Below are 24,801 nucleotides of genomic sequence, written 5' to 3' on the forward strand. Positions count from 1 at the left end.
TTTTCAACTCCTTCCTTGAGTTGACTTGCTGTGCTCATTTCGCACAATAGAACTCATGCTCTTCCATACTTTCTAGTGGAAGATGATTCTCGATAAAGGAACTATCGTTCAATGAATTACGACATTTTTAATGGCGATGCCGATGGCATCATTGCATTGCTGCAATTGCGCTTAGCGGATCCTATCAACGCTCAGTTGGTGACTGGAGTAAAGCGCGACATCAAACTGGTGGAAAAAGTGGATGTGCAAGCGGGTGATGAGCTGACAGTGTTGGACATTTCAATGGAAAAGAACATGGTAGGCCTAGAGCAAGCTTTGGCTCAAGGCGCGCATGTTTTCTACGCCGATCACCACAAAGCGGGCGATATTCCTCAGCACGGTAATTTGGACGCGCACATCGATCTCGATGCCAACATGTGTACTGCGTTGATTGTCGATAAACTGCTTGATGGCCGTTTTCATACGTGGGCGATTACCGCTGCTTATGGCGATAACTTGATCGCTAAAGCAGATGCATTGGCGGACAAAGCCGGACTTAATCAAGAGCAGAAAGCACAACTAAAAGAGCTTGGCACTTTAATCAACTACAACGGTTATGGCTCTAAAGTAGACGACCTTCATTTTCACCCAGCGGACTTGTACCAAGCGTTAAAACAATACGTTTCACCATTCGATGCGATTGCAGATAAAGCGTCACCTTACTACCAATTGCAATCGGCTTATCAACAAGATATGGATGCGGCGCAGGCGGTTCCTGCTACTCACGAAAGTGCGAAGCTCAAGCTATTTGAACTGCCAAACAATGCAGCATCACGTCGAATTAGTGGTGTTTATGGCAACTGGCTTGCAAACCAAAAACCAGACTCCGCGCATGCGGTATTAACTGAAAATGCAGACGGTACTTACACGGTTTCTCTTCGTGCACCGTTGAATAATAAGCAGGGTGCCGTGGCGGTGTGTGGACAGTTCCCAACAGGTGGTGGCCGAGAGGCTGCGGCGGGCATCAATGCGCTAAGCAAAGATGACGTTAGTGCCTTTATCGATGCGGTCGAAAGCTACTACGCATAGCATTTTCCAAAATAGACATACAACAAAGGAGCCGAGTGGCTCCTTTGTTTTTTGTGTCGTGATAGTGCTGATTAGAACTGCGATGATAAACGGCAGCTACATGCGCTTTAACCAAGATTTTGGGTTTTGCGCTTCACTGTTACGGCGAATTTCGAAGTAGAGTGAAGGTCTGTCTTGACCACCTGTATCACCCGCAAGGGCAATTACTTCACCGGCTGTTACCTTATCGCCTTCTTTCTTGGTCAATGCTTGGTTGTAACCGTAGAGCGTCATGTCGCCTTTACCATGGTCGAGCAGAACGACTAGACCATAACCGCGTAAGTATTCAGCGAATACAACGGTACCTGGGTAAACGGCTTTGACTTGTTGACCGTAGCTTGCTGAAAGCACCATGCCTTTCCAGTTTACTTGGCCAGTTTGTCTGGTTCCGAAGTTATGTAGCACTCGGCCTTTGAGTGGCCAAGGCAGTTTGCCGCGTTGTTTCGCAATACCATCCATCGGTACTGCGTTACGTTTCGCGGCTTTCGCAATTTCCGCTTTTAGGCGGGTTTCGTTGCGTTGCAGTTCTGAAAGGTAACGTTTGTCGTCTTTGATGCTTTTCTGAATCTTGCTTAGCGTGCCTTTACGTTTTGATTGCGTGCTTGCCAATGACGAGCGCTTTTCCGATTGCTGCTTAAGCAAGGTTTCTATCTGTTCTTTTTCCAACTCAAGTTGGTTTTTATTGTGCGCCAACTCTTGAGTGGTTTTAGTAATGGCATCAATAACCTCCGCACGTGCTTTCGCTAAGTGCTGGAAATATTGGCTGATACGATCTTCTTCAACCCCTTCATTGAGCAGATGCCCATTGGCTTTGGCGCGTTCTGTCACGTAGTAGGTTTGAATGAGCTGTTTTAGCTCTTCCTCTTGCGCTTGGCGTTGGCCTTCTTGCAGTGCAATTTTCTCTTCCAACTTATTAATGTTCTGATCGGCTTGCGCTAATTCCGCCTTAGTTTGCTTAATTTCTCTTTCTAGTTTAGAGATACCAAGCTCTTGGTCTTTAAGCGACTTTTGCAGATCGTTAAGTTGTTTTTCTTGAGAAGTGAGCGATTTACGCTGACGGCTGATTTCGCTAGAAACGCCTTTTAACTCTTGCTGACTGTCAGCGGAAGAGGTGAGGGGATATGTGGCAGATAAAGCACAAGTTAATAAAATAGCCGAGCGTAGCACTGGGTGATTTTGTTTTCGCACTTGAGAGTTACCTACCACATTATTGTCAAAGGATCAGATGACGATTAAATACCATCTCCATGGATAAAGCTTTGCGATTTGCCATTAAAGCCTTGATCCATATCGAGAGAAGGTTTGTCCGTTTTCGGACGACCAACGATTTTTGCAGGCACACCAGCCACAGTTGTGTGGGGTGGCACTGCTTGCAATACCACAGAACAAGAGCCGATTTTCGCCCCTTGACCGACTTCAATATTGCCAAGAATCTTTGCACCTGCGCCGATCATTACGCCTTCGCGAATTTTCGGGTGACGGTCACCGCATTCTTTGCCGGTACCACCAAGGGTGACGTCCTGCAAAATAGACACGTCGTTTTCTACGACAGCCGTTTCACCAATCACGATGCCAGTTGCATGGTCTAGCATGATACCACTACCGATGCGCGCTGCAGGGTGAATATCGACCTGACACGCCACAGAAATCTGATTTTGTAGATATGTCGCAAGAGCGTGACGACCTTGTTTCCACAACCAGTTTGCTACTCGGTAGCCTTGCAGAGCATGGTAGCCCTTTAAGTACAATAATGGCATTGAGTACATAGAAACCGCAGGGTCGCGATTGACCGTGGCACAAATATCACAAGCTGCGCCGTCCGTGATAGTAGGATCGGCAGCAAATGCCTCTTCAACCACTTCACGCACTGCCATAGCAGGCATCGACGCAGTGTTTAATTTGTTGGCCAGAATATAGCTCAATGCGGCACATAGGCTGTCATGCTTAATAATGGTCGCATGATAAAAGCTCGCCAGCATAGGCTCTTGCTCTGACATTTCACGGGCTTCTGAAACGATTTTGTTCCAGACTTTTTGTTTTTCGCAGTGTTTCATTCTCAATATCCTGAGTGGTTCTTCCGTGACCCGACAACTTCTATTCTTCTCAGATGAGGTGCAAAGGGAGCTAGGGTGCTACTTTCCTTCGGCTTTTTTGTCACGAGCAAGTAAATCTTGCGCTGCCAGGCGTGCATCTTTTCCTTGATACAATACTTGATAAATTTGGTCAACAATTGGCATCTCTACGCCCATGCGCTGAGAGAGCATCCAAACTTCTTTGGTGTTGCGGTAGCCTTCAACGACTTGACCGATTTCTTCTTGCGCAGTGTCGACGTCTTTACCTTGACCTAGTGCCAAACCAAAACGGCGGTTACGCGATTGGTTATCGGTACAAGTCAAGACGAGGTCGCCCAAGCCAGCCATACCCATAAAGGTTTCTGGTTGTGCGCCCAGAGCTGCGCCAAGACGGCTCATTTCTGCCAAACCACGTGTAATCAGTGCGGTACGAGCGTTGGCACCAAAACCAATACCATCAGACATACCTGCGCCAATCGCGATAACGTTCTTCACCGCACCGCCAAGTTGCATACCGATAAAGTCGTTGTTTGCGTAGACACGGAAAGTTTTGCTGCAGTGAATCTTCTCTTGCAGGTCAGCAACGAAGTCTGCGTCTGGAGAGGCAACAGAGATAGCAGTAGGCATGCCCATCGCAAGCTCTTTAGCAAACGTAGGGCCAGACAGTACCGCTAGCGAATAGCTGTCACCGATGATGTCGAACGCCACTTCTTTTAGTAGACGACCGGTTTCTGGCTCAAGACCTTTGGTTGCCCAACAGATGCGAGAATCTTCACGTAAGAAAGGCTGACAGCTTTTTAGTACGATGCCGAAAACGTGGCTAGGAACCACAACTAACAAGTCACGGCTTGCTTGAACGGCTTTTTCTAAATCCGATTCAATGATCAAGCTCTCTGGGAAATCAATACCAGGTAGGAATTCGTGGTTGGCACGGTCTGCTTCAAGGCGTGCCATGTGCTCTGGCTCGTGACCCCAAAGGATAACGTTCGCGCCGTTACGAGCAAGGGAGATTGCCAAAGAAGTGCCGTATGAGCCAGCACCGATCACAGTCATTGCGATGTCTTTACCGTAAGCATTGTTTGTATTTGCTTGTGTCATGCTACCGCCTAATTGTCTTTCTACTAGTAGAATCTAGTTCATAATCGCTAGAGTTTACGCTCTCAAGGGGTTAGGAACTAGGAACTTTTATCAGAAATAAAAAATGCACATTGCATCGCTGAGAGGACGCTTTGTGCATTTTCTTCAGGTATATGACGTGTGCTCATTCTCTATGAAGGACAACACGTCACTTACAAAACGTGAATTACGCTTCAGCTTCGCCTTGTTGAGCTTGCTGTTGTAGGTAGTTCATGAATAGCGCGTCGAAGTTAACTGGCGCTAGGTTCAGTTGAGGGAACGTACCTTTAACCACTAGGCTTGAGATAGTTTCACGAGCGTATGGGAATAGGATGTTCGGGCAGAATGCGCCTAGGCAATGTGCAAGTTGACCTGCTTCCATTTGCTCAGCAGTGAAGATACCACCTTGTTGAACTTCACATAGGAACGCTGTTTCTTCTTCGTTCTTAACAGTAACAGTTAGACGTAGAATTACTTCGTAAACACCTTCACCAAGCTCACGGCTTTGAGTGTCTAGGTCTAGTTTAACGTCTGGGTTCCACTCTTTTTGGAAGATTACTGGAGAGTTAGGCGCTTCGAAAGAAACGTCTTTTAGGAAGATGCGTTGAATTGCAAAGTTTTGTTGTGCGTCTTGTGGTGCTGCTTCAGCCATTTTTAAATCCTTAATAAACATTTGTTGGGTCTAGGATTATCTAAACCCAGAAATATGGTTTGTCCTGAGACTAACTGAGCAAATCTACCTTGACTAGATGAAGCGCTTATTACGTGCAAAGCATCACAACTTAGTGCTTCAACTGCTTTCAATTTGCTCAGTTTATATAAACGAGGCTGGCAAAATTGTTTTACCGCGACCTTATTTCTTACCACGTACTAGTGGAAGGTTCGCTTCGTTCCATGCAATCAAACCGTTTTTCAGTAGGCTTACGTTTTCGAAGCCTGCTTTCGCTAGTAGGTTTGCACTTTCTTGAGCGGTTTGACCCGTTTTGCATACCACAATGATTGGGGCTGATTTGCGGTTTTCAAGGCTACCAAAGTTACCTGCTTTGATATCAGACGGCAAAATGTGAAGTGCGTCGGTGATATGACCTTGTTTGAACTCATCTTTAGAGCGGATATCCACCACAACGCCGTTTTCACGGTTCATAAGGTGAGTCAATTGGTTTACGTTAATCTCTTTGTATGCGGCTGTCGCTGATTTCACGAGGTTCATGATAAATGCGACAAGAAGACCTACCCAAACCAAAGATAGAATCATGTTCTGTTGGAAAAAATCAATGTACTCTTGCATGTCTTGAGCTCTTGCAATGTTGGCGGAAAAATAAAGCAGGAGTATAGCGGGGTTAGCCGTCTTAGGCGAGAGGGTTAAAATTTTCTAACGAATAATTGAGATCTACGCGCTTGCCTCAAGGCTTTTCTGATGCGCTATTCATGCAATCTTATTATCACTTCCTCCTATCAATTCAATCGGCGTAATTGACTTCACTTCTGGTCGAAAAAGCGCACAATGGGTCACAACAAAAAGTTTTTCACCAAAGTATTTCGGTGGTCGTACAAAGCGTCTTGAAAGTGACTATGCTTGTGGAACACGTTTGCTGACTGAGTCGGATTGCTTGCTAACTTGTAAGATAGCAACAATAAATCGCAAACATTATTTGATCTTAACCTACAGTTTTGGTTAAAAAGTGTAGTAAAATTACGCTAGTTTTGTTTCAAGGTTAGATAGAGCAGCGAAGCTCTACACCGAAAGTTACTTAAATTTGATGAGGTCATCACTATGTCTGCTAAGAAGCCATTGGCTCTAGTTATCCTTGACGGTTACGGTTACCGTGAAGACACAGCAAGTAACGCAATTGCAAATGCTAAAACACCAGTAATGGATGCACTAATTGCGAACAACCCTAACACTCTAATCTCTGCTTCAGGCATGGACGTTGGTCTACCTGACGGTCAAATGGGTAACTCAGAAGTTGGTCACACCAACATCGGTGCAGGTCGCGTTGTATACCAAGATCTAACTCGTATCACTAAGTCTATCGCTGACGGTGAATTCGCTGAAACAGCAGCACTAGTTGAAGCTATCGACTCTGCAGTAAAAGCTGAGAAAGCTGTACACATCATGGGTCTTATGTCTCCTGGTGGTGTTCACTCTCACGAAGATCACATCTACGCAGCGGTTGAAATGGCAGCAGCTCGTGGCGCAGAGAAAATCTACCTACACTGCTTCCTAGACGGCCGTGACACGCCACCACGTAGTGCTGAAAACTCACTACAACGTTTCCAAGACCTATTTGCGAAACTAGGTAAAGGTCGTGTTGCTTCTCTAGTGGGTCGTTACTACGCAATGGACCGTGACAACAACTGGGATCGCGTTCAAGTTGCTTACGATCTTCTAACTCAAGCGAAAGCTGAGTTCACAGCAGAAACGGCAGTTGCAGGTCTAGAAGCGGCTTACGCTCGTGAAGAAAACGACGAATTCGTTAAAGCAACAGCTATCAAAGCAGAAGGTCAAGAAGACGCAATCATGCAAGATGGCGATGCGGTTATCTTCATGAACTACCGTGCTGACCGTGCACGTCAAATCACTCGTGCATTCGTTCCTGCATTTGACGGCTTCGAGCGCGCTGTATTCCCAGCAATCAACTTCGTGATGCTGACTCAATACGCAGCTGATATCCCTCTAGCTATCGCATTCCCACCTGCGTCTCTAGAAAACACTTACGGTGAGTGGCTATCTAAGCAAGGTCAAACTCAGCTACGTATCTCTGAAACAGAGAAATACGCGCACGTAACGTTCTTCTTCAACGGTGGTGTTGAGAACGAATTCGAAGGTGAAGAGCGTCAACTTGTTGCTTCTCCAAAAGTAGCAACTTACGACATGCAGCCAGAAATGAGCTCTCCAGAGCTAACAGAGAAGATGGTAGCTGCTATCAAGTCTGGTAAGTTCGATACTATCATCTGTAACTACCCGAACGCAGATATGGTTGGTCACACTGGTGTTTACGAAGCGGCTGAGCAAGCTATCGAAGCACTAGACGAAAGCGTTGGTAAAGTGGTTGAAGCAATCAAAGAAGTTGGCGGTCAAATGCTAATTACTGCGGACCACGGTAACGCAGAGATGATGATCGACCCAGAAACGGGCGGCATCCACACTGCTCACACTAACCTACCAGTACCTCTAATCTACGTAGGTGACAAAGCGGTTGAGTTCAAAGAAGGCGGTAAACTGTCTGACCTTGCACCAACAATGCTTTCTCTAGCAGGTCTAGAAATTCCTGCAGAAATGTCTGGTGAAGTGCTAGTTAAGTAATTAACTGACGATTCAGAATGATAAAAGCCCGAGTTCGACTCGGGCTTTTTTGTATCTGTAATTCTGTGTTCGGTAAGGCGGTGAGTTACTGAGCTCAACAGTTACTAAGCTCAACAGGCCTTAACTACTGCACTAAGATGCCAGTGCCTATGACCGCTAGTGCTGCGCCAAACCACGCGAATCGATTCGGACGTCTCTTGGTGTAAATCCACAACAATGGCAGCAACATGATCGGCGTTGTTGAAGAAAGCAGAGCTACCATCCCGACATTACCCTCACGCAGGGCATATAGAATCAACGTCATACCTACCGCCATGGCCAAAAAGCCGTTTAATGCGGTAATGCCAAAAACTTTCCATGTGATGGTTTGAGTCGCGCGAGCGACTTTTGCGCCAATTAACCAAAGTGCGCAATGTGCGACGAAAGCACTGATCATACGAATCGCGGAAGCTGCGACTGGATCGACACTGGTTTGCATGACAGGTTTAGCAATAATGCCGCCCAGAGCCTGACACATAGCGGCAGTTAAACCGAGCCCAACACCAATCCAAACGTTACCTTTTATCTCTTCTAGCGCATTGCTGGTTTGCCCGCGTCGACCATAGAAAATCGCCATCACTACTCCGCTAAAAACTAAGGCGGCTCCAATCAGCTCCATACCCGTCATGCTTTCGCTAAATAGAAAGTAACCTAAAATGGCAGAGAAGACGGCGTGACAAGAAAACAGTAAACCTGCTTGGCGTGGCCCCATGCGGTTCAAACAAGCGAACAACGCGGTATCGCCAATAAAGATACCAATCAAACCGGACGCCATCATCGGCGTAATGTGTTCCGCCGAGACACTCAGCCAACCACCCGTTATCCACGCCATTGTGGAGAGGATTACTGCGGTACAGCCCATACGCCAACGGCTATAGGCAAACGCACCAAGATGCTGAGCGGGAACAACAGAAATTAAGCTAGAAACAGCCCATAGGAAAGCAGCGCATAGCGCCAGCCATTCATAACCCATGATTGCGAGACATCCTTGTAGAGCAGGGTAAGGCTCTAATATGCATCAATTTATAGAGATGTAAAAGAGCATCTTATCGCTAATAAAAAAGCAGCTCGTTGAGCTGCTTTTGATAGGGCGCGTTACACTTTAAAGCGACTGATGTTCTCACGCATGGTATTGGCGGTATCGTACATCTGGCGTGCGCCTTCACTGCTTTTAAGCGATTGTTCGGCAATCATGTCGGCATCGTCTTTAATGCCTTGTGTGTTGCGGCTGATGTCTTCGCTTACCGCGCGTTGCTCTTCTGCAGCGCTTGCGATTTGCATTGCCATGTCGTTGATCTCAGTGATCGAGTTAGTAATGCTGGTTAAGCTGTCGTGTGCTTGCTGAGCATAATCCACGCTAGTATCTGCCAAGCTGGTGCTTGTTTGCATGCTATTGACTGCCAGCTTGGTGTTGTTTTGCAACGTTTCGATCATGGTGCGGATTTCTTCCGTTGAACCATGAGTGCGTTGGCTAAGCACACGTACCTCATCAGCAACCACGGCAAAACCACGACCTTGCTCACCAGCACGAGCCGCTTCAATGGCAGCATTAAGTGCTAACAAGTTGGTTTGCTCGGCAATGCCTTGGATAGTCGATAGGATTTGGTTGATGCTTTGCGTGTTTGCTTCTAGCTCTGAAATCACGCTGGCAGCATCACTGACTTGTTCAGCCAGTTCGACAATCGCTTCACGGTTTTTCTGGATGACGTTTTGTCCTTCCATACAAGCAGATGCGGAGTTTTGCGAAGCACTTGCTGTTAGCTCTGCATGACTTGCTACCTCAGCAGCGGTTGCTGACATCTCATGAATAGCAGTAGCAATTTGGTTGACGTCATTTTGCTGATGTTCAACACGACCCGCTGCCATCGCAGATAGCTCATTTGCTTGATTCGCCTGTTCTGAAAGCTGTTCACTGTTTTCAACAATACTCTTCAACATGGTCTGCATTTGAGCAAGGAACTGGTTCACGTGAGTGGCAAGTTCACCAATTTCATCCATGCGCTCGATCTTGATGCGTTGAGTAAGGTCGCCTTCGCCCTGTGATAACTCTGAAAGCGCATCAGACAGGGTTTGAAGTGGCTGCAGTAGGCGAGTGATGATGTAAGTACTGATTGCCGCAATAATCAGGTACAGCACGATAGAAGCGATAGCCGTAAACGTCACCTGCTCAGAGACAGAAGCAAACGCCATTTGTTTGTCTTGCACAATACCTAAAGACCAATCGGTGTTCGGCACTTTAGCCACGTAAATCAGCTTATCGCCTTGGCTCGGCCATTGAATTGTGTCTAGCTTCGCATCACCGGCTAGCGTCATCATCGTGCTATGAGTTAAGGCTGGGTTGAGCTCTGTCAGCGGTTTTTGGCTGAGCTTTTCATCTTTGTAAGCCACTAAGTTGTTGTTGCCATCAACTAGGAACGCGAAACCGTCATTATCAAGCTGAATATTAAGGACTTCTTTGATGATGTCAGTTACTGCTAAGTCAGCGGCAAGTACCCCTTTTTTACCTTGGTTGAATGCCTTAGCAAAGCTAACCACAATGCTGCCATCGAAATCTTGATATGGCTCCGTGATGATCAACCCCGATTTCGCCATCGCATCTTGATACCAAGGACGAGTGCGAGGATCGTAGTCAGAAGGCCAAGATTCAGACTTATCACCGTAGGCAATCGAGCCGTCAGAGAAGCCAGCGTAGACCGATAAAAACTTACCAGCACGCTTGGTCAGTAGCATCTCGCGATCGGCGGTATCAGTGTCAGCGATGATGTTTTCATTCGCGAGCATCATGTCGCTGCGAATCGCCAGCCAATCGCTGATATAACGGTTGGTCGATTGAGAGATGTTTTGAATTTCTCGATTAAGGGTAGAAGTGGTTTCTTCGCGTAATTGATGGTATGTAATATTTACCTTTAAGAGTAGAATCAAAGAAACAAGAGATTTAGAAAGGTAAGTATTTATGAGCATTGCGTATTCTTACATCCGCTTTTCATCAGCACAGCAAGCACAAGGGGATAGCTTGCGCAGACAGACACAACTCGCCCAACAATACTGTGAAAAGCACAACCTGACGCTATCAGATACCAACTTTCAAGACTTAGGAGTATCTGCTTTTCATTCTGTTAATGCACAAGAGGACAGTGGTCTAGGACAATTTTTAGCGGCACTACGGCAAGGTTTGATTCCAGAGGGCTCTTATCTGTTAGTGGAAAGTCTAGACCGCTTGAGTAGGGCTAAAGTTCAAACTGCATTGGAGCAAATGTTAGGCATTATTCGATGCGGAGTGAAGATTGTTACATTGATAGACGATTGTATTTATGACCGAGATTCTGATAGTCGAGATTTGATTATCTCTTTGACTATCATGGAGCGAGCACACAATGAAAGTAAGACAAAGTCAGAGCGCTTAAAGGCTGCATGGGATAACAAAAGGCAAAACCCGAGCTCAACCAATCGTCATGGTAGTACGCCATTTTGGTTGGCTCTAAACCCAGATAAGCGCACGTATACAGTCAAAGAAGATTATGCAGAGCTCATACGTAAAATCTACCAATTATCCATTGACGGGTGGGGACTAGTTAAGATTGTTCGGTATTTGAATGAGTGTGGTATACCTGCGCCTAAAGGTCGTAGTTGGGCTATAACGACGGTTAGTAAAATCTTAAATTCGAAAGCTGCTCTAGGTCATTATGAGCCTGCTCAAGGTAGAAAGTCTTTGAATACCCTGATTAAGAACTACTACCCTTCAATCATTGATGAAGAAACTTACTATACTTCTCTACAGCGTAAAAAAGAACGTTCAGCACCAGAGGCGGCGGGAAGAAAAACCACTTACCCTAATCCATTAGTTCATATAGCTAAATGTCATTTGTGTGGTTCTTCAATGTTCTTTGAAAACAAACAACCATCACTTAACTATTTGACTTGTAGAGAGTCTAAAAAGAAAAACTGTACTAACAAACCAATAAGAATGGAGTTGATTTACCGGTTCATCTATGAAGTGTTCAACAGTCCTATGTACCATCAACAACATGCTAAGTTAGTGGACAAGTCAAAGCAGAAAGATGTTAACAAGCTTGCAGAGTTAGAAGGAAGGTATGAAGCAGAACGCATAGCTTATGAGGGGCTTCTAGAGGCATTTTCTTCCTTTAGTGACCCTGTTGCGCTAAAAGAGTTGCAAAGGCGCTCTACGTTGATTACAGGGCTTTCTAAGCAGGTGGAAGAGGCAAAAGCTAAGAAAGCAGTTGAACAAGCTAGAACAGCACACATAAACTTTGCGGAAGCCCTAAAATTAACAACTAAAGCATTATATTACCCCTTAGAGGGGGAAAGGATAGAGGAGTTATCCCCTGAAGAACTATTCAATACTAGGGTTAGACTCAATAGAATCTTAAAGCAAACCTTCAATCATCTATCTATCTTCCATTGTAATGAAAGTAAAAGAATAACAATAGAAACAGAAGTGACAGAGGATTACCCAATAGATTTGAGATATGAGACCAACCAGAAAGCTATCAAAGAACCAATGAAGGATAGGATTTGGTCAGTGTACTAAGCCTCTCAGTGCTAAGCACAATAGCCCCAAGTCAGGGGCTTTCTTTTTCCTTTAATATCAAAAAAGAGAGAGTATCTAAGGCTTTGTAAAGCTTGTATCTCTTTGTTTCTTCTATCTGGATACTAATAGGAAGAGAAACTAGAATGAAGACAATTTACTCTTAACCCCCTTTATTATAAAACGTAAAATCATCATTTGTGTGACATAGAAGTAACAAAAAAACAAATGTAGATGAGAAAAATTCTTTTATATCAGAGGCTTTTCCCCCTTTTAGGGAATGTGTCTACTCACGGTAGACGGATATAAAAAATGGACAAATCCTATAGGGATACATATATCAATATTATGTATGTGACACATTGCCTACTAAGTTAGTGAAATCTAATGGATGATTAGTTATTGCGTTTAAAGATTAATCAATTCGAGATTGGTAAAATCGTTAGATTACTCTCATTTATCTAATAACGTTATGCCTATCGAGTTTCCTAAACCTAAGCACCTTAGAGGTGCAGGTTATGCCCCCATTCAAGAAGATATCCCTAAATTACCGCTTCCAGCGGTTTCTGATGTAGAGGTTCAACCAACGCCAGAGTACGAGTGCAAGATTAAAATACATGCCTCTAAGAGCGTTCTAGATGCGCTACAGACAGGTCTTTTCTCTATTGAAAACTTCGGAGGAGGATAAGATACAGCGCTGGCAAATGAGCGAAGAAACAACTCCTTACCGTCACACTGTTCTCACCACTGAATGCTTTCAAGACGAAGAGAAAACACTACTGCATGAGTTTTTCTCTGACATAGGGGTAAGTGAATCATTTAAGATTGAGCCAAAACCAATCGATTCAAACCATATCAATGCAGAGTTTGTACCCTTCCTTCCCTCTGTTGAAACAAATGAATGTTTGGGATGGGCAGCTCACGGCTTTTACTATTACTTTGTCGACGGTAGGTTAGTTTATGAGTTCGACATTTTAGGCAATGGGAAATGGGCTTGGTGTATCACTCGCTCTACCCATGATGGCATAAGCTCAGAGCAAGTTAGTGACCAAGTCTTTACCTCTCTATTAGTCCCTGTATCCATTGAAGGGCAACCAATGCCCCCTCAGCACATATTATATCGTCGAACTAAGTTAACAAATGATGAACTGGCAGAGGTCAACACTTCATGGCTTGATGAGCATGCAGCACTGATAGATACCAAGGCTCTAACATCAATCTGTGAGCAAAAGCTACTGCCTAGGGAAGCAAAGCAAGATAAAGCGAATGTCACTCAACCAGAAGCCAACAAGCACACCGTAAAGAACAAAGAAGATGGACAGCCAGAACAATGGACAGACATTGCTGCTTTGTATGGCATAGGAGCAAAGGATTTACTAAGTCTCAATCCTGCTTATGAGCATGACCCTTTATCTTTGAGTGTTGGGGATGTTTTGTTTATCGAAGATGCACTAGATTCAGTAGAAGATGTTGAGCAAGCAGAACAACCATCACCAATCACTAAGCCTAGCGTAGGTAAGTGTTATCCATTTGGTGATGCTTGGGGACATTATCTAGAATCCTCGCTCTCTGCTTCTGTGAAGCGCATCTTTAATCATTCTGACTACAGCCCTAACATTGCGGTGTTAGATGTGGCAAGGGTGGAAGAGAAAGTGCTACGCATAGGTGTCTTCTTTGATGGGACAGGACAAAACCACCTCAATGATAAGTACAAGGAAAGTCACGGAGTAAAATCTCGCACTAATGTAGCTCGGTTGTTTGAGGTTTATCCGGTAAATGAAGAAGATGTGAATAAAATCTATGTATCTGGTGTCGGTACTGTTGATGATGCTTGGAAGAATCCAACCCTGATAGATGAAGGAAAGGATGAGGTTGATTTAGCTCAAGCGTTTGGCGTAAGCCCTAACAAGCTACATCAAACATCTACTTTTATTGACGCTGCTTACAACCTTGTTGCTGACGAAACAGGGGCTTTCTATAAGTGGCAAAACTGGATAAAACAGTATTTTAATATAGTTCAAGCTTTAAAAGATAATCAATCATTTCAGAGTATTACACACATTGAATTTGACGTTTTCGGCTTTAGTCGTGGCGCTGCTTTGGCTCGTCATTTTGTCAATGCAGTCAAAGATGGATTACCTGATTATGACAAGCCTCGTGATGGTGAAAAATTCGGGGAAGTCTATCCCAATTTATTAGCACACCAAGACGATATAAGTAGTCAGCTTAAACATGGTTACTATCCTGACGAAACACGTACCTGTAGCGTTCGTTTTGTCGGATTATTCGATACCGTAGGCTCATTTTACCTCGCTGGTAACAACAATGAAGGTAACTTTGAATTAGGGCTTGATACCAATTGTGCGGAGCGTGTATTCCAGATAAGTGCACACCACGAGTATAGAAAGAACTTTCCTTTAACGTCATTACTATCTAGTGATGGAATCTTACCCTCTAACTTTTATGAAGAAGCTTTTGCTGGCTGTCACACTGACATTGGTGGTGGATACCCTTCAAAAGAGCAGTATGCAAAACAGGGGCTACCTGAAAGGTACGGCATGCCTCTTTCTGCAACTTACAATCGTGAGCTAATGAAAACAGAATCCATAAGACAAGAGGTACAGACACAACAAAATGCTTATGGAGCAGCCGTATACAGCGAGCGTTTACACAAGCAAGCTCAAGATGCTTGGGATTTGGAATGCAGCTCTAAGAGCTTGTATGGAGTTGTGACATTGGTTAATGGCATTCTTTACTATTACGAGTTACAACCTATTAGCAATGCTCTATCAGCTTTGTCTTTAGAAAGGATGAGGCAACAAGCAGAGAATATTGGGGTTCAATGGGCTAGAGAAGTTGAACATCCATCTGATTTTATTCAGCTAACAGGGAGCGATTCAGCTTTAACAGTGCTGAATGAAAAGCTATTAACCCAGCCTTTGGGAAGTATTACGCCGACACATTGGCAAGGTGAGATTAGTCAATATGGGAAGGAGTGGATACACCGCCCTCATGATGCGCTAATCAACGCAGGATGCGCAACGCCTATGGATAACCTTGTAAATGCAGTGACAAAAGAAGGAAACCAACTCAAACGAGTGGTATTTGATAATGAAGTATAGATTTTTAATCGCCGTAAGTATGTGTTTCTTACTTAATGGTTGCTTTGAAAGTAAGCCTGTTTCAGTTGCTAGTATCGGTAATGCAGGAACTCTAGGAAGTCCTCATTTCATTAGTGACATGTGGGTGAGTGATACCTATGGTGGTGGTGCCAATTTTGGCTATGGTGCTGTTCAGGGATGTTGTGCTAGCTCAAGTATTGGCATTGGTATTCCTAATGCTATCAAAGGTGAATGGGAGAATAACTTCGGTAGCGGTTACTGGAAGAAGGAATGGAAAAAACGCTGGAAGCCTGAATGGGGGGATTACGACAAGAATTATGGTACTCGTTGGTATCGAATTGATGATGTGATAGATAGTGACCTTGCTAAGCAAAAAATAGAAACAATGAACCATTACTACAAAAACCACCATGCAAATCCAGTAATGAAGCTTCTTGTTAATGATGACAAAGTTATGCTTCTGTATTCAATTTTGTGTGTGAAATCTGCAAATGATGATTGCACTGTTAAAGAGGGGGTAGACCCTAATGGATGGATTGTCCCATCCCCTAATAGACATCCTAAAAGTGTTGCTGTAGTTGCCGTACTATATGAAGGTAAAGGGGAAATATCAGACAAGCCATTTACAGATAAGACTCATTAGTATGACCATCACAAAGCCTAAAAACAAACAGGTAAAACGCTCATTGCTCAAGATGCTGATTGTCATTGTAGGATTGATTGCGCTTGGCTTTATTGGCTATATGGCTCTCTTTGTTACCGCTGTCGGTCAAGTCGGTTGGCGGTAACCTCTTAACATTAAAGGTTAGAATTTAGTGGATGATAGAAAGGCTCGGTATCGAGATATCTCTGATGGATTACTTCGGCAGCGTCGTAACTTGTTACTCATATCTATGCTTATGCCTCTGTTCTTCTTAAGCGGAGCGAGTATTGAAAAAATCAACATTCTTGGGACTATTATCAATGTATCTAATCCTGTAATTCTCAAGTATGCATTAGTCACGCTCTTTGCATACTTTTTTTTGAGGTATTGGCAGTATTACCAAGAAGAAACATACGTCAAAGATATGCACCGAGAGATGCGTGATTACATGTATCATCTGGAGTATATGTACTTGCTGAGAAAGGTTAGAAAGAAAGCCAACTTTGTAGAAGAATCGGTTTTAAGCGCATGCTTTACAGACCCACGTTATAACCGTAGTGTCAGATATACTGCAATCCCAGAGAAGGAAGATAAAGTACTTTTTCTATTTAGGCGAGAGTGTGAATTTTACATTTATCCAGATGATAGAGGCTACCCCAATAAGCAAGAACACATTAGACAATTTCATGCAACTTTAGCAACTGAACAACAGGCAAGCTGGAAGCCAGTTGATAGTTCAGGCGGTGAAAGTGGTGAGCCTCATTTCTATCGAGAGTACTTAAATTACAACATTATTCGCTTCAACATCTATCGTTTAATCGGCTTATCTAAGTACGCACTCAATCAGTCTTATTTTACTGACTATCAACTGCCTTTTTTGATTGCTTTGGTCTCAACAATAGTGACTGCTAGTGCAGTCCTTAGTTAAACAATTACAGAGCCTCTTTCCAGTGTCTTTTTACTGTGCTTAGACCAATCCCTAAAGTTCTAGCTATGTCGCTTTGTCCTAAGCCTTGAGCTTTGGCTAATTGGACTCTTCTGTTTGTTTCTGTTGCTGGTGGACGTCCTAGTTTCTTACCTTCGGCTTTTGCTCTCTCTAAGCCTTGAGCTGTACGCTCTCTTATTCTGTTTCTTTCAAACTCAGCAAAAGCCCCGAACATTTGAAGCATCAAACGCCCTTCTGAACTGCTAAGGTCAGTAACAGGTAAATCAAGACAAACAAGCCTTACACCCATATCAGAGAACATCTGTACAGTTTGCTGTATGTCGATAGCATCACGCCCTAAACGGTCAAGCTTTAGAACAATAAGACAGTCACCTTCTTCTAGTCTGTCTACTAGCTTTGAAAACTCTGGTCTATCCATAGCCTTAACACTACCGCTAATCGTTTCTGATACAACTCTGTTTGTTTGTACTTCAAAACCTGCATTAGCAATAGCTAAAGTTTGGTTCTCTGTTGTTTGTTCAGTGGTACTAACACGACAATAAGCAAAACTTCTCATTCGTCTATCTCTAGTTCTCTAGTTGGTTCATAAAAGGGTAGCTCATATTTAAGCATAGTCCATAAATGAACTTCAATGCTTTATGGACTAGTTTTTTATGGTTAATGAGTTAGGTCATAAAACGAATGTTTAATGGTCTAGTTGTAAGCTAACCTCTTTTTTATATTGCATTTATTAAAAAGGTTAATATTGCATGCGTAATTGATTGACGGAAACCCAAGCTTGAACGCCACTAACAATGGCGATAATGACTGCAATCGCAATCTGTATTTTTAGTTTGATGGTATTTCTCATTGCCTTACCTTCATAAAACAGACAAAAAGATCAATGTCACGAGCCGTGACTTCAAAGGGTGTGAGACGATTCAAGCACTGAAAGTTACATGAAAGGCTTTAGCTAATTTATCGACGTTTTACGTGAAAACTTGAGATAAATAGCGTAATTTTTATTCAATATGTTGATTATAAAAGTGAATTTTCTAGATTCGAAAATCGATATGGATTTCGCAAATATCGCTGTGGATTGAAAGTGCTGGAAGGAAAGAGTCTGGGGTGGCGTGAACCACCCCGAAGTTAGCGTGTTAGAACAAGATAATCACAGCGCCATAGACGATGAACAGGCCAACCAAACCGATAATCAAACCGACTTTTGCCATGTCTTTGCTTTCAATTAATCCTGTTGAGTAAGCGAGTGAGTTAGGTGGTGTAGAGACTGGCAAAATCATACCGAGCGATGCCGAGAAGGCGACCACAACCAACAAACCTTGTAAGCCTCCGATAGCAACCAGGCTCGGCATAGAAGCCCCAATCGCTGCTGCAATCGGCATCAACAAGTTCGCGGTGGCGGTGTTGGACATAAAGTTTGCCATTAGCCAACACACGACCGATAGGGCAACGACCACCGCAAATGGAGACAGGGACTCATAATCTATTGCGTGAGCGAGGGCTTCTGCCAAGCCGGTTTTATCTAGCGCAATACCAATGGCGATACCACCGGCTACCAGCCACAGCACATCCCAGTTGATAAGCTTGAGCTCTTCTTTACCCATGATGCCTGTTAGCGTGAACACAGCGAGTGGAATGATGGCGACGACATAGGTATTCATGCCATGCACTTTGGTTGTCATCCACAGCAGAATGGTCATGGCGAAGGTGACGTAAACCACGATCGCACGCCAGCTCTTCTTGAACTTACCATCCAGACGCAGCTTCATTTCTGGTTCGCTAGAAGGGAAGAGCTTTTGCAATAAGAACCAAGCCAGCGTCAGTTGCACTAAGACAAAAGGCAAGCCCATCATCATCCAAGATAGGAAATCGATGCTGTTTTCTCCGGTTAAATATTGCAAGGCAATCGCGTTAGGCGGGGTACCGATTGGCGTTGCAATACCACCCGTATTAGCGGCAATAGGAATACATAAAACCAGCGCTTTGATCCCCAAGTCTCCTTTTGGTGCTGAAGCTACAATGGGACCAAGGAGAGCCAGCATCATAACGGTCGTCGCAGTGTTCGACATAAACATCGAGAACACGGCGGTGATCAGCATTAAGCCTAACATGATGAACTTAGGTTGAGTGCCAAACGGCTTGAGCAGCACACGAGCAAGGTTGTTATCAAGCTCGTATTTAGAGGCAGCAATAGCGAGTGCGAAACCACCCATGAAAAGGATAATGATGGGAGAGGAGAAAGCGGAGAAAATATCGGTGTAAGCGATCAACTCACCCAAATCATGTCCCGCTGGTGGATTGCGAAATAGGTGTAAGCCTTTGTCCGATATCATGATCAATTCAAGAGCGATGATAAGAATCGAAGTAGCGAATACGGGAACCGGCTCTAAAACCCAAAGTAGTGCAGCAAGAAGAAAAATAGCCAGAAGACGATGCTGAATTAAAGTGAGATCGTCAATTGGAATGGCATCTATCGGCATCATTAAGACACCGAGTGGAATCAAAAAACACACCAGTAACTTGACCAGTGTGTCCGCACTCATCTTTGGCATTGGCAGCCCCTTTTATAATCATCCCTTAACGCAGAATAATTGATTGCGCTTTTAGGTACTTAGAGGCAAGTACGAGTTTGAAAAAGAGAGGCGAAATTTCGAACAGAGTTTTGCTTTTTGTCAAAAAAGCCCCCGCGAGCGGCTGTCTCTTGATCACAAGTCTAGTGATCAAGAGACATTGCGAGCTCGTAGCCTTCAAGGATGGTTTGCAGTTTAAACCATCCTTCCCATAGTGCCTTTATTGAAGCTCTGCCCCGTTCCTCTTGGTATCTTTCCCAACCGTCCTAATTTAGCAAGATTTCTGTACGCCCAGCTCATATCGGGTACTTCTTTAGGTAATGTCTTGCTTTCTAGTTTCAACCACAGCAGCTTCCAAGCTTTTGTGCCCAAGGCCTTTTCACAACTTTCTGTTGATAGCTCATCAACTTCTTTAATGAAACGTAACGCCAATAAACGAGTCGCAACAAAGGCATAGATGACACTTAACCTCTCTAAGTTACCTTTACTTTGGAGTCTTAGTGACTCCACATCCGTACCTTCACTTTTCCAGACTTTATGGAAGTCTTCAATCAGCCATCGACGCTCGTAATAACCGATAATTCTCATGGCGTCTTCAACGTTGTTTATTGGCTCCGACGTCAAGAGGTGCCATGCTAACTTGTCTTTTGATGCCCCTTGCTCAAGGCAACCAACATAATAAACAGGTATGCCTGCGTGCTCTTTTTGTTTGCCGGAGCCTTTAATGTCACCTGACCATATTTAACGTCAAGCTTTACATCTCTCGCTTTTCTCCCTCCTTTTTGGGGGATGGTAAGCTCCTTTGTCTCGACACTTGGTAACGCTTGCGCATAGTCGTAAAGCTTTTGAGCGTGTTCTTCTAGACAACGACTTTGCATTGAGCGAACGACAAAGCGCTGCTGATGTTGACGTTTATAAGTTAAGTATTCGAATAGGTCTGTTCTCGGTCACAGACCGAGATAACATCTAACATCTTATCCCCTAGGCGCTCAACGACACGGCGAGAAGCTTGCTCCCATTTGTAACTCTCTTTCTCCTCGTAAGGACGAGTCGCGTGTTGGTGCTTTTGCCCACGCTTAGTAATATCTCGGCTCCATCGTTGTTGCTCTATAAGACCAACAATGGTCTGACTTTGTGGTGCAAAAAGTAACGTCGAATGTACATGGAGAGCTCGAATTCTGTCGCCTTGATTCGTGTGCCCGAGTTCATCTTTTATACTTCGATGAGGAAAACAGAGCGTTGTTGTATCTTCAAGCGCGAGTAATTCCTCATGCTCGTTAGCTCGAGATACCGTTGATTGAAAACCTGCTTCAGCGATGTCTTTTGCATCGATGTTTTCATTGCGGATAAAGCGATATGCCCCTTCCATATCGGCGGGAGAAAAAGGAAGTTTAGCCACGGAGACTCTGGTTGATTAGCAATGGAAGTCGCTAAACTGATGAGGCGTTGTGTTCTTCGAGGATCTTTAAGTTGTGCTTGTCCAAATTGTTCTTGCGCCCAAAGTTTAGCGTCTGAGTGTGTCATCTTAGTGTTTCAGTAAGGATTCTTAAGTGATCAGATCGCACACACTTGAAAGAGTTCAAAAAAAAATCCCTAAGCTACAAGCTTAGGGATTTGTGTATAAGAGACAGCCGCGAGCGGAGGCTTTAAAATCAGTTTGATCGGAAAAGCTTACTGCTGGTGCGCGTAAGGAGTACCCATTACGGTTGGCTTACCATTTTCCATGCTTTCATCAAATGCGATAGCATCTTTTGCGAACAGGTTGATAACGGTTGAGCCAAGCTTGAAGAGACCCATTTCTTCGCCTTTCTTCAAGATAACCGCTTTATCGCCCTCTGCTGGGTAATCCCATTTGTAAACCGAGTTTCCACGTGGTGGCGTGATAGTGCCAGCCCATACTTGCTCGATGCTACCTACGATGGTTGCACCAACCAGTACTTGTGCCATTGGACCAAACTCAGTATCAAAGATACATACCACGCGTTCGTTACGTGCGAATAGGTTTGGCACGTTCTCGGCAGTTAGTGGGTTTACCGAGAATAGGTCACCAGGTACGTAAATCATCTGACGCAGTGTACCGTCACATGGCATGTGCACACGGTGGTAATCACGAGGTGATAAGTACAAGGTTGCGAAAGAACCGTCTTGGAACTCTTCAGCTAGTTTTGCGTCGCCGCCAAGTAGTTCTTGTGCTGAGAAGTTATGACCTTTAGCTTGGATAAGCTGGCCGTCTTCAATTGGACCGAATTGGCTTACGCACGCGTCCGCAGGGTGAGTAATCACCGCATCGCCTTCAGCAATTGGGCGTGCGCCTTCCTTTAGCTCACGTACAAAGAACTCATTGAAGGTTTTGAAGTGTTTAGGATCGGAGTGCTTCGCCTCATCCATGTTCACGTTGTATTGCTTGATAAACCAGCGAATGATTGCTGTTGTTAGACCGCCAGCCTCTGCTGAAGCTAGTTTGCCCACTAGGCGTGTTAACCCATGTTGTGGGATCCAGTACTGCAGTCCAACTTTAATCTTGTCCATCTTTAATTCCGATACTTCTGTTTGATTCTCGCTTTAGGGCGCGTGATGTTACTGAAATTTAATCTGCTTGTCAGTATTAGGTGATGATTTCTTACACAGTTGCAGTCTTAACTCAGCTACAGATCCGCTTTCTTGCTGCGTGAGTACTGACGGTTTGCTTTGTTTTCACTCATGCTTTCTAGGATGCGATGGTAGTTTTCAAAACGGACTTCACTCACTTCGCCTTTTTCCACGGCTTCTCGCAAGATACAGCCAGGATCGTCGTTGTGCTTACAGTCGCGGAACTTACACCCACCAAGATAAGGACGGAATTCAACGAACGCTTTGGTCACTTCTTCTGCTTCTAAGTGCCACAGGCCAAACTCACGTACCCCTGGAGAATCGATCAGATCGCCGCCAGTAGGGATGTGGTACAAGCGAGCAGCTGTAGTGGTGTGTTGACCCAAGCCTGAGTTTTCAGAGATCTCACCTTCTTCAACTTCTTGCTCAAGTTCTGGCATTAACGCGTTCACTAGACTTGATTTACCTACACCAGATTGCCCAACGAAGATGTTGATACGGTCGCGTAGTTGCTCTTCAAGTTCGGCAATGCCCTCACCTGACTGCTTACTTACAAACAATACTTTGTAGCCAATACGTTTGTATTCTTCTAGCCACTCTTCGTACATTGCTCGCTCTTCATCAGCAAGCAAGTCGATTTTGTTGAGTACTAGTAGTGGTGCGATGTTCAGTGTTTCGGACGCCACTAGGTAGCGGTCGATGATGTTGAGTGAAAGCTCTGGCAAAACTGAGGAAACGATCACCATTTGATCGATGTTCGCGGCGACGGGTTTCAAACCATCATAGTAGTCAGGGCGAGTCAGCATGGATGTTCTAGGTTCAACAGCTTCAACAACACCAGAAATACCAGCCATTGATTCAAGACCTTCGCGCCATAGCACGCGATCGCCTGATACCAGTGATTCGATACCACGACGAAGGTTACAGCGCTGCACTTCACCAGTTTCTAAATCTTCGATGTCAGCGTGCTGACCGAAACGAGTGATAACGAGACCCTGTTTGCTTGCGCCTAGCATGTTCTCATCCCACTGGATGGACTCTTCTTGCTTCTTTAGGCGTTTTTGTTGGTTGCTGCGTACGCGGCGCACCTGACCTTTGGTTAACTTTTTCTTTTTTGCCACAATCTTGTACTTAATGTGAGTTAACTCAGTTGATTAAACGGAATCTTCGTCAATCGAGTGAGTATCGTGTTTCAAGTATTTTCAGGTATAGTACCTCTTTTATCGATAAACAAATAGGCGGCGTAATCATGTCCTTTAGCGATCAAAACCTGATTTGGGTGGATTTAGAGATGACAGGGCTCGATCCTGAAACGCATAAAATCATCGAAATTGCTTCTATCGTCACGGATAGTGAATTGAATATTTTGGCTGAAGGTCCTGTTCTTGCTGTCCATCAGCCAGAAGAAGAATTGGCTAAGATGGACGACTGGTGTACTAATACACATACGGCAAGTGGTTTGGTTAAGCGTGTTCAAAACAGCCAAATTTCAGAGCAAGATGCTGTTGCGCAGACCATTGAGTTTCTCGAAAAATGGGTACCAAAGGGCGTTTCTCCAATTTGTGGTAACAGTATTGGTCAGGACCGTCGATTCTTGTACAAACATATGCCTGAGTTGGAAGAATACTTCCACTACCGCTATTTGGACGTGAGTACGCTAAAAGAGCTGACTCGCCGCTGGAAACCAGAAGTGTTAGACGGTTTTTCGAAGCAGGGCACGCATCTGGCATTGGATGATATCCGTGAGTCGATTGCTGAGCTAAAGTACTACCGCGAAACGATCTTTAAGATCTAACTGTTAAGGCTGCGATCCAAATTGTTGGAATTAATGAGCGTTTTGCTTGCTTTTTCATCTGTTGGTAAAAAAATAAAGTTTTTTTGAACGAAGGACTTGCATCACAAAAAAATGCTCTTATAATTCGCAGCCCTGAACGACGGAAACGTTGTTGATGCGACACTAGCTCAGTTGGTAGAGCGCAACCTTGCCAAGGTTGAGGTCACGAGTTCGAACCTCGTGTGTCGCTCCAATTTTATAGCCCTCATTGTGCTTAACAATGAAATACGGACGCGGGATGGAGCAGCTTGGTAGCTCGTCGGGCTCATAACCCGAAGGTCGTCGGTTCAAATCCGGCTCCCGCAACCAAATTCAAGACAGTTTGATCGTTATTTATCATAACCCTCAGGCCGTCGACGGATGCGCCGCCCGGTTCAAATCCCGGCTCCCGCAACCAATTCTCTTTTGAGAATATGCGACACTAGCTCAGTTGGTAGAGCGCAACCTTGCCAAGGTTGAGGTCACGAGTTCGAACCTCGTGTGTCGCTCCAAATTAAAAGGCTTTCATCATGCCTCAAATGGTGAATTACGGACGCGGGGTGGAGCAGCTTGGTAGCTCGTCGGGCTCATAACCCGAAGGTCGTCGGTTCAAATCCGGCCCCCGCAACCAATTCTCTTTTGAGAATATGCGACACTAGCTCAGTTGGTAGAGCGCAACCTTGCCAAGGTTGAGGTCACGAGTTCGAACCTCGTGTGTCGCTCCAATTTGATAGCTCTCATTGTGCTTAACAGTGAAATACGGACGCGGGATGGAGCAGCTTGGTAGCTCGTCGGGCTCATAACCCGAAGGTCGTCGGTTCAAATCCGGCTCCCGCAACCAATGCGACACTAGCTCAGTTGGTAGAGCGCAACCTTGCCAAGGTTGAGGTCACGAGTTCGAACCTCGTGTGTCGCTCCAATTTGATAGCTC

The 24,801-nt window shown here is 44.6% G+C and carries 20 protein-coding genes, 7 tRNA genes and 1 pseudogene; 16 read left to right on the forward strand and 12 right to left on the reverse strand.

Annotated elements, in window-relative coordinates:
• Positions 1-111 precede the first annotated feature (111 nt).
• A complete protein-coding gene (locus KJB05_RS01410) occupies positions 112-1,068 on the forward strand; it encodes a DHH family phosphoesterase (protein WP_208444915.1) in 957 nt (318 codons plus the stop codon).
• Between the two features lie 96 nt (positions 1,069-1,164).
• On the opposite strand, the gene KJB05_RS01415 is transcribed toward KJB05_RS01410, so the two are convergent.
• From KJB05_RS01415 to KJB05_RS01435, 5 genes are all read right to left on the reverse strand, one after another.
• A complete protein-coding gene (locus KJB05_RS01415; protein WP_208444916.1) occupies positions 1,165-2,313 on the reverse strand; it encodes a murein hydrolase activator EnvC in 1,149 nt (382 codons plus the stop codon).
• Positions 2,314-2,339: 26 nt separating this feature from the next.
• Positions 2,340-3,161, reverse strand: a complete 822-nt coding sequence (gene cysE / locus KJB05_RS01420; protein ID WP_005440502.1) for a serine O-acetyltransferase — start codon at positions 3,159-3,161, stop codon at positions 2,340-2,342.
• Between the two features lie 78 nt (positions 3,162-3,239).
• Positions 3,240-4,277: an NAD(P)H-dependent glycerol-3-phosphate dehydrogenase gene (gene gpsA, locus KJB05_RS01425; RefSeq protein ID WP_009707847.1), complete on the reverse strand. Its 1,038-nt coding sequence runs from the start codon at positions 4,275-4,277 to the stop codon at positions 3,240-3,242.
• 205 nt (positions 4,278-4,482) lie between these two features.
• Positions 4,483-4,947 carry a protein-export chaperone SecB gene (gene secB / locus KJB05_RS01430; RefSeq protein ID WP_005440506.1) on the reverse strand — a complete coding sequence of 155 codons (465 nt, stop codon included), beginning with the start codon at positions 4,945-4,947 and terminating at the stop codon, positions 4,483-4,485.
• Positions 4,948-5,148: 201 nt separating this feature from the next.
• Positions 5,149-5,583, reverse strand: coding sequence for a rhodanese-like domain-containing protein (locus tag KJB05_RS01435; RefSeq protein WP_208444917.1), 435 nt, complete (start codon positions 5,581-5,583; stop codon positions 5,149-5,151).
• A gap of 486 nt (positions 5,584-6,069) precedes the next feature.
• Between KJB05_RS01435 and gpmM the strand changes: the two genes are divergently transcribed.
• Entirely contained in the window at positions 6,070-7,602 is a 1,533-nt protein-coding gene (gpmM, locus tag KJB05_RS01440) for a 2,3-bisphosphoglycerate-independent phosphoglycerate mutase (RefSeq protein WP_010644839.1), read from the forward strand.
• 124 nt (positions 7,603-7,726) lie between these two features.
• Here gpmM and KJB05_RS01445 read toward each other — a convergent pair whose 3' ends face one another.
• Positions 7,727-8,614, reverse strand: a complete 888-nt coding sequence (locus KJB05_RS01445; RefSeq protein WP_208444918.1) for a DMT family transporter — start codon at positions 8,612-8,614, stop codon at positions 7,727-7,729.
• Positions 8,615-8,736: 122 nt separating this feature from the next.
• Positions 8,737-10,602, reverse strand: coding sequence for a methyl-accepting chemotaxis protein (locus tag KJB05_RS01450; RefSeq protein ID WP_208444919.1), 1,866 nt, complete (start codon positions 10,600-10,602; stop codon positions 8,737-8,739).
• On the opposite strand from KJB05_RS01450, the gene KJB05_RS01455 reads away from it, so the two are divergent.
• From KJB05_RS01455 to KJB05_RS01475, 6 genes are all read left to right on the forward strand, one after another.
• Positions 10,595-12,190, forward strand: a complete 1,596-nt coding sequence (locus tag KJB05_RS01455) for a recombinase family protein (RefSeq protein WP_208444920.1) — start codon at positions 10,595-10,597, stop codon at positions 12,188-12,190. The genes KJB05_RS01450 and KJB05_RS01455 overlap by 8 nt on opposite strands.
• Before the next feature lie 469 nt (positions 12,191-12,659).
• Positions 12,660-12,875, forward strand: a complete 216-nt coding sequence (locus KJB05_RS28495) for a hypothetical protein (RefSeq protein WP_244868311.1) — start codon at positions 12,660-12,662, stop codon at positions 12,873-12,875.
• A 16-nt stretch (positions 12,876-12,891) separates the two neighbouring features.
• Positions 12,892-15,309: a DUF2235 domain-containing protein gene (locus KJB05_RS01460; protein ID WP_244868312.1), complete on the forward strand. Its 2,418-nt coding sequence runs from the start codon at positions 12,892-12,894 to the stop codon at positions 15,307-15,309.
• Positions 15,299-15,952, forward strand: a complete 654-nt coding sequence (locus KJB05_RS01465) for a hypothetical protein (protein ID WP_208444921.1) — start codon at positions 15,299-15,301, stop codon at positions 15,950-15,952. Before KJB05_RS01460 ends, KJB05_RS01465 begins: the two co-directional genes overlap by 11 nt.
• Before the next feature lies 1 nt (position 15,953).
• Positions 15,954-16,097: a hypothetical protein gene (locus KJB05_RS01470; protein WP_208444922.1), complete on the forward strand. Its 144-nt coding sequence runs from the start codon at positions 15,954-15,956 to the stop codon at positions 16,095-16,097.
• Positions 16,098-16,124: 27 nt separating this feature from the next.
• Positions 16,125-16,880 (forward strand): hypothetical protein, encoded by a 756-nt coding sequence (locus KJB05_RS01475; RefSeq protein WP_208444923.1) that lies wholly within the window; start codon positions 16,125-16,127, stop codon positions 16,878-16,880.
• A 4-nt stretch (positions 16,881-16,884) separates the two neighbouring features.
• On the opposite strand, the gene KJB05_RS01480 is transcribed toward KJB05_RS01475, so the two are convergent.
• The 5 genes and pseudogenes from KJB05_RS01480 to rsgA form a co-directional block, all read right to left on the reverse strand.
• Positions 16,885-17,454, reverse strand: coding sequence for a recombinase family protein (locus KJB05_RS01480; protein ID WP_208444924.1), 570 nt, complete (start codon positions 17,452-17,454; stop codon positions 16,885-16,887).
• 580 nt (positions 17,455-18,034) lie between these two features.
• Complete coding sequence (locus KJB05_RS01485) at positions 18,035-19,450, reverse strand: SLC13 family permease (RefSeq protein ID WP_032803123.1); 1,416 nt, start codon at positions 19,448-19,450, stop codon at positions 18,035-18,037.
• Between the two features lie 161 nt (positions 19,451-19,611).
• Positions 19,612-20,992, reverse strand: a pseudogene (locus tag KJB05_RS01490) (IS4 family transposase).
• A gap of 147 nt (positions 20,993-21,139) precedes the next feature.
• On the reverse strand, positions 21,140-21,997 hold the full coding sequence (gene asd / locus KJB05_RS01495; RefSeq protein WP_208446319.1) for an archaetidylserine decarboxylase: 858 nt from the start codon (positions 21,995-21,997) through the stop codon (positions 21,140-21,142).
• Positions 21,998-22,113: 116 nt separating this feature from the next.
• Positions 22,114-23,178, reverse strand: coding sequence for a small ribosomal subunit biogenesis GTPase RsgA (gene rsgA, locus KJB05_RS01500; RefSeq protein WP_038896845.1), 1,065 nt, complete (start codon positions 23,176-23,178; stop codon positions 22,114-22,116).
• A 128-nt stretch (positions 23,179-23,306) separates the two neighbouring features.
• Here rsgA and orn point away from each other — a divergent pair, with 128 nt between their 5' ends.
• From orn to KJB05_RS01540, 8 genes are all read left to right on the forward strand, one after another.
• The gene (gene orn / locus KJB05_RS01505; protein ID WP_199455779.1) at positions 23,307-23,852 is read left to right on the forward strand and encodes an oligoribonuclease; all 546 of its coding nucleotides are present in this window, start codon (positions 23,307-23,309) and stop codon (positions 23,850-23,852) included.
• Between the two features lie 156 nt (positions 23,853-24,008).
• Positions 24,009-24,084, forward strand: a tRNA-Gly gene (locus KJB05_RS01510).
• Positions 24,085-24,123: 39 nt separating this feature from the next.
• Positions 24,124-24,200 (forward strand) — tRNA-Met (locus KJB05_RS01515).
• 106 nt (positions 24,201-24,306) lie between these two features.
• Positions 24,307-24,382: transfer RNA gene (locus KJB05_RS01520), tRNA-Gly, on the forward strand.
• A gap of 42 nt (positions 24,383-24,424) precedes the next feature.
• A tRNA-Met gene (locus tag KJB05_RS01525) sits at positions 24,425-24,501 on the forward strand.
• A gap of 18 nt (positions 24,502-24,519) precedes the next feature.
• Positions 24,520-24,595 (forward strand) — tRNA-Gly (locus KJB05_RS01530).
• A 39-nt stretch (positions 24,596-24,634) separates the two neighbouring features.
• Positions 24,635-24,711: transfer RNA gene (locus KJB05_RS01535), tRNA-Met, on the forward strand.
• Between the two features lie 2 nt (positions 24,712-24,713).
• A tRNA-Gly gene (locus KJB05_RS01540) sits at positions 24,714-24,789 on the forward strand.
• Positions 24,790-24,801: the final 12 nt, after the last annotated feature.

The organism is Vibrio sp. B1ASS3, from assembly GCF_905175355.1.
Lineage (GTDB): Bacteria > Pseudomonadota > Gammaproteobacteria > Enterobacterales > Vibrionaceae > Vibrio > Vibrio owensii.

Coding starts and splice junctions, on each gene's coding strand:
- KJB05_RS01410 (WP_208444915.1), top strand. CDS start 112: ATGAATTACGACATTTTTAATGGCGATGCCGATGGCATCATTGCATTG.
- cysE (WP_005440502.1), bottom strand. CDS start 3,161: ATGAAACACTGCGAAAAACAAAAAGTCTGGAACAAAATCGTTTCAGAA.
- gpsA (WP_009707847.1), bottom strand. CDS start 4,277: ATGACACAAGCAAATACAAACAATGCTTACGGTAAAGACATCGCAATG.
- secB (WP_005440506.1), bottom strand. CDS start 4,947: ATGGCTGAAGCAGCACCACAAGACGCACAACAAAACTTTGCAATTCAA.
- KJB05_RS01435 (WP_208444917.1), bottom strand. CDS start 5,583: ATGCAAGAGTACATTGATTTTTTCCAACAGAACATGATTCTATCTTTG.
- gpmM (WP_010644839.1), top strand. CDS start 6,070: ATGTCTGCTAAGAAGCCATTGGCTCTAGTTATCCTTGACGGTTACGGT.
- KJB05_RS01445 (WP_208444918.1), bottom strand. CDS start 8,614: ATGGGTTATGAATGGCTGGCGCTATGCGCTGCTTTCCTATGGGCTGTT.
- KJB05_RS01455 (WP_208444920.1), top strand. CDS start 10,595: ATGAGCATTGCGTATTCTTACATCCGCTTTTCATCAGCACAGCAAGCA.
- KJB05_RS01450 (WP_208444919.1), bottom strand. CDS start 10,602: ATGCTCATAAATACTTACCTTTCTAAATCTCTTGTTTCTTTGATTCTA.
- KJB05_RS28495 (WP_244868311.1), top strand. CDS start 12,660: ATGCCTATCGAGTTTCCTAAACCTAAGCACCTTAGAGGTGCAGGTTAT.
- KJB05_RS01460 (WP_244868312.1), top strand. CDS start 12,892: ATGAGCGAAGAAACAACTCCTTACCGTCACACTGTTCTCACCACTGAA.
- KJB05_RS01465 (WP_208444921.1), top strand. CDS start 15,299: ATGAAGTATAGATTTTTAATCGCCGTAAGTATGTGTTTCTTACTTAAT.
- KJB05_RS01470 (WP_208444922.1), top strand. CDS start 15,954: ATGACCATCACAAAGCCTAAAAACAAACAGGTAAAACGCTCATTGCTC.
- KJB05_RS01480 (WP_208444924.1), bottom strand. CDS start 17,454: ATGAGAAGTTTTGCTTATTGTCGTGTTAGTACCACTGAACAAACAACA.
- KJB05_RS01485 (WP_032803123.1), bottom strand. CDS start 19,450: ATGCCAAAGATGAGTGCGGACACACTGGTCAAGTTACTGGTGTGTTTT.
- asd (WP_208446319.1), bottom strand. CDS start 21,997: ATGGACAAGATTAAAGTTGGACTGCAGTACTGGATCCCACAACATGGG.
- orn (WP_199455779.1), top strand. CDS start 23,307: ATGTCCTTTAGCGATCAAAACCTGATTTGGGTGGATTTAGAGATGACA.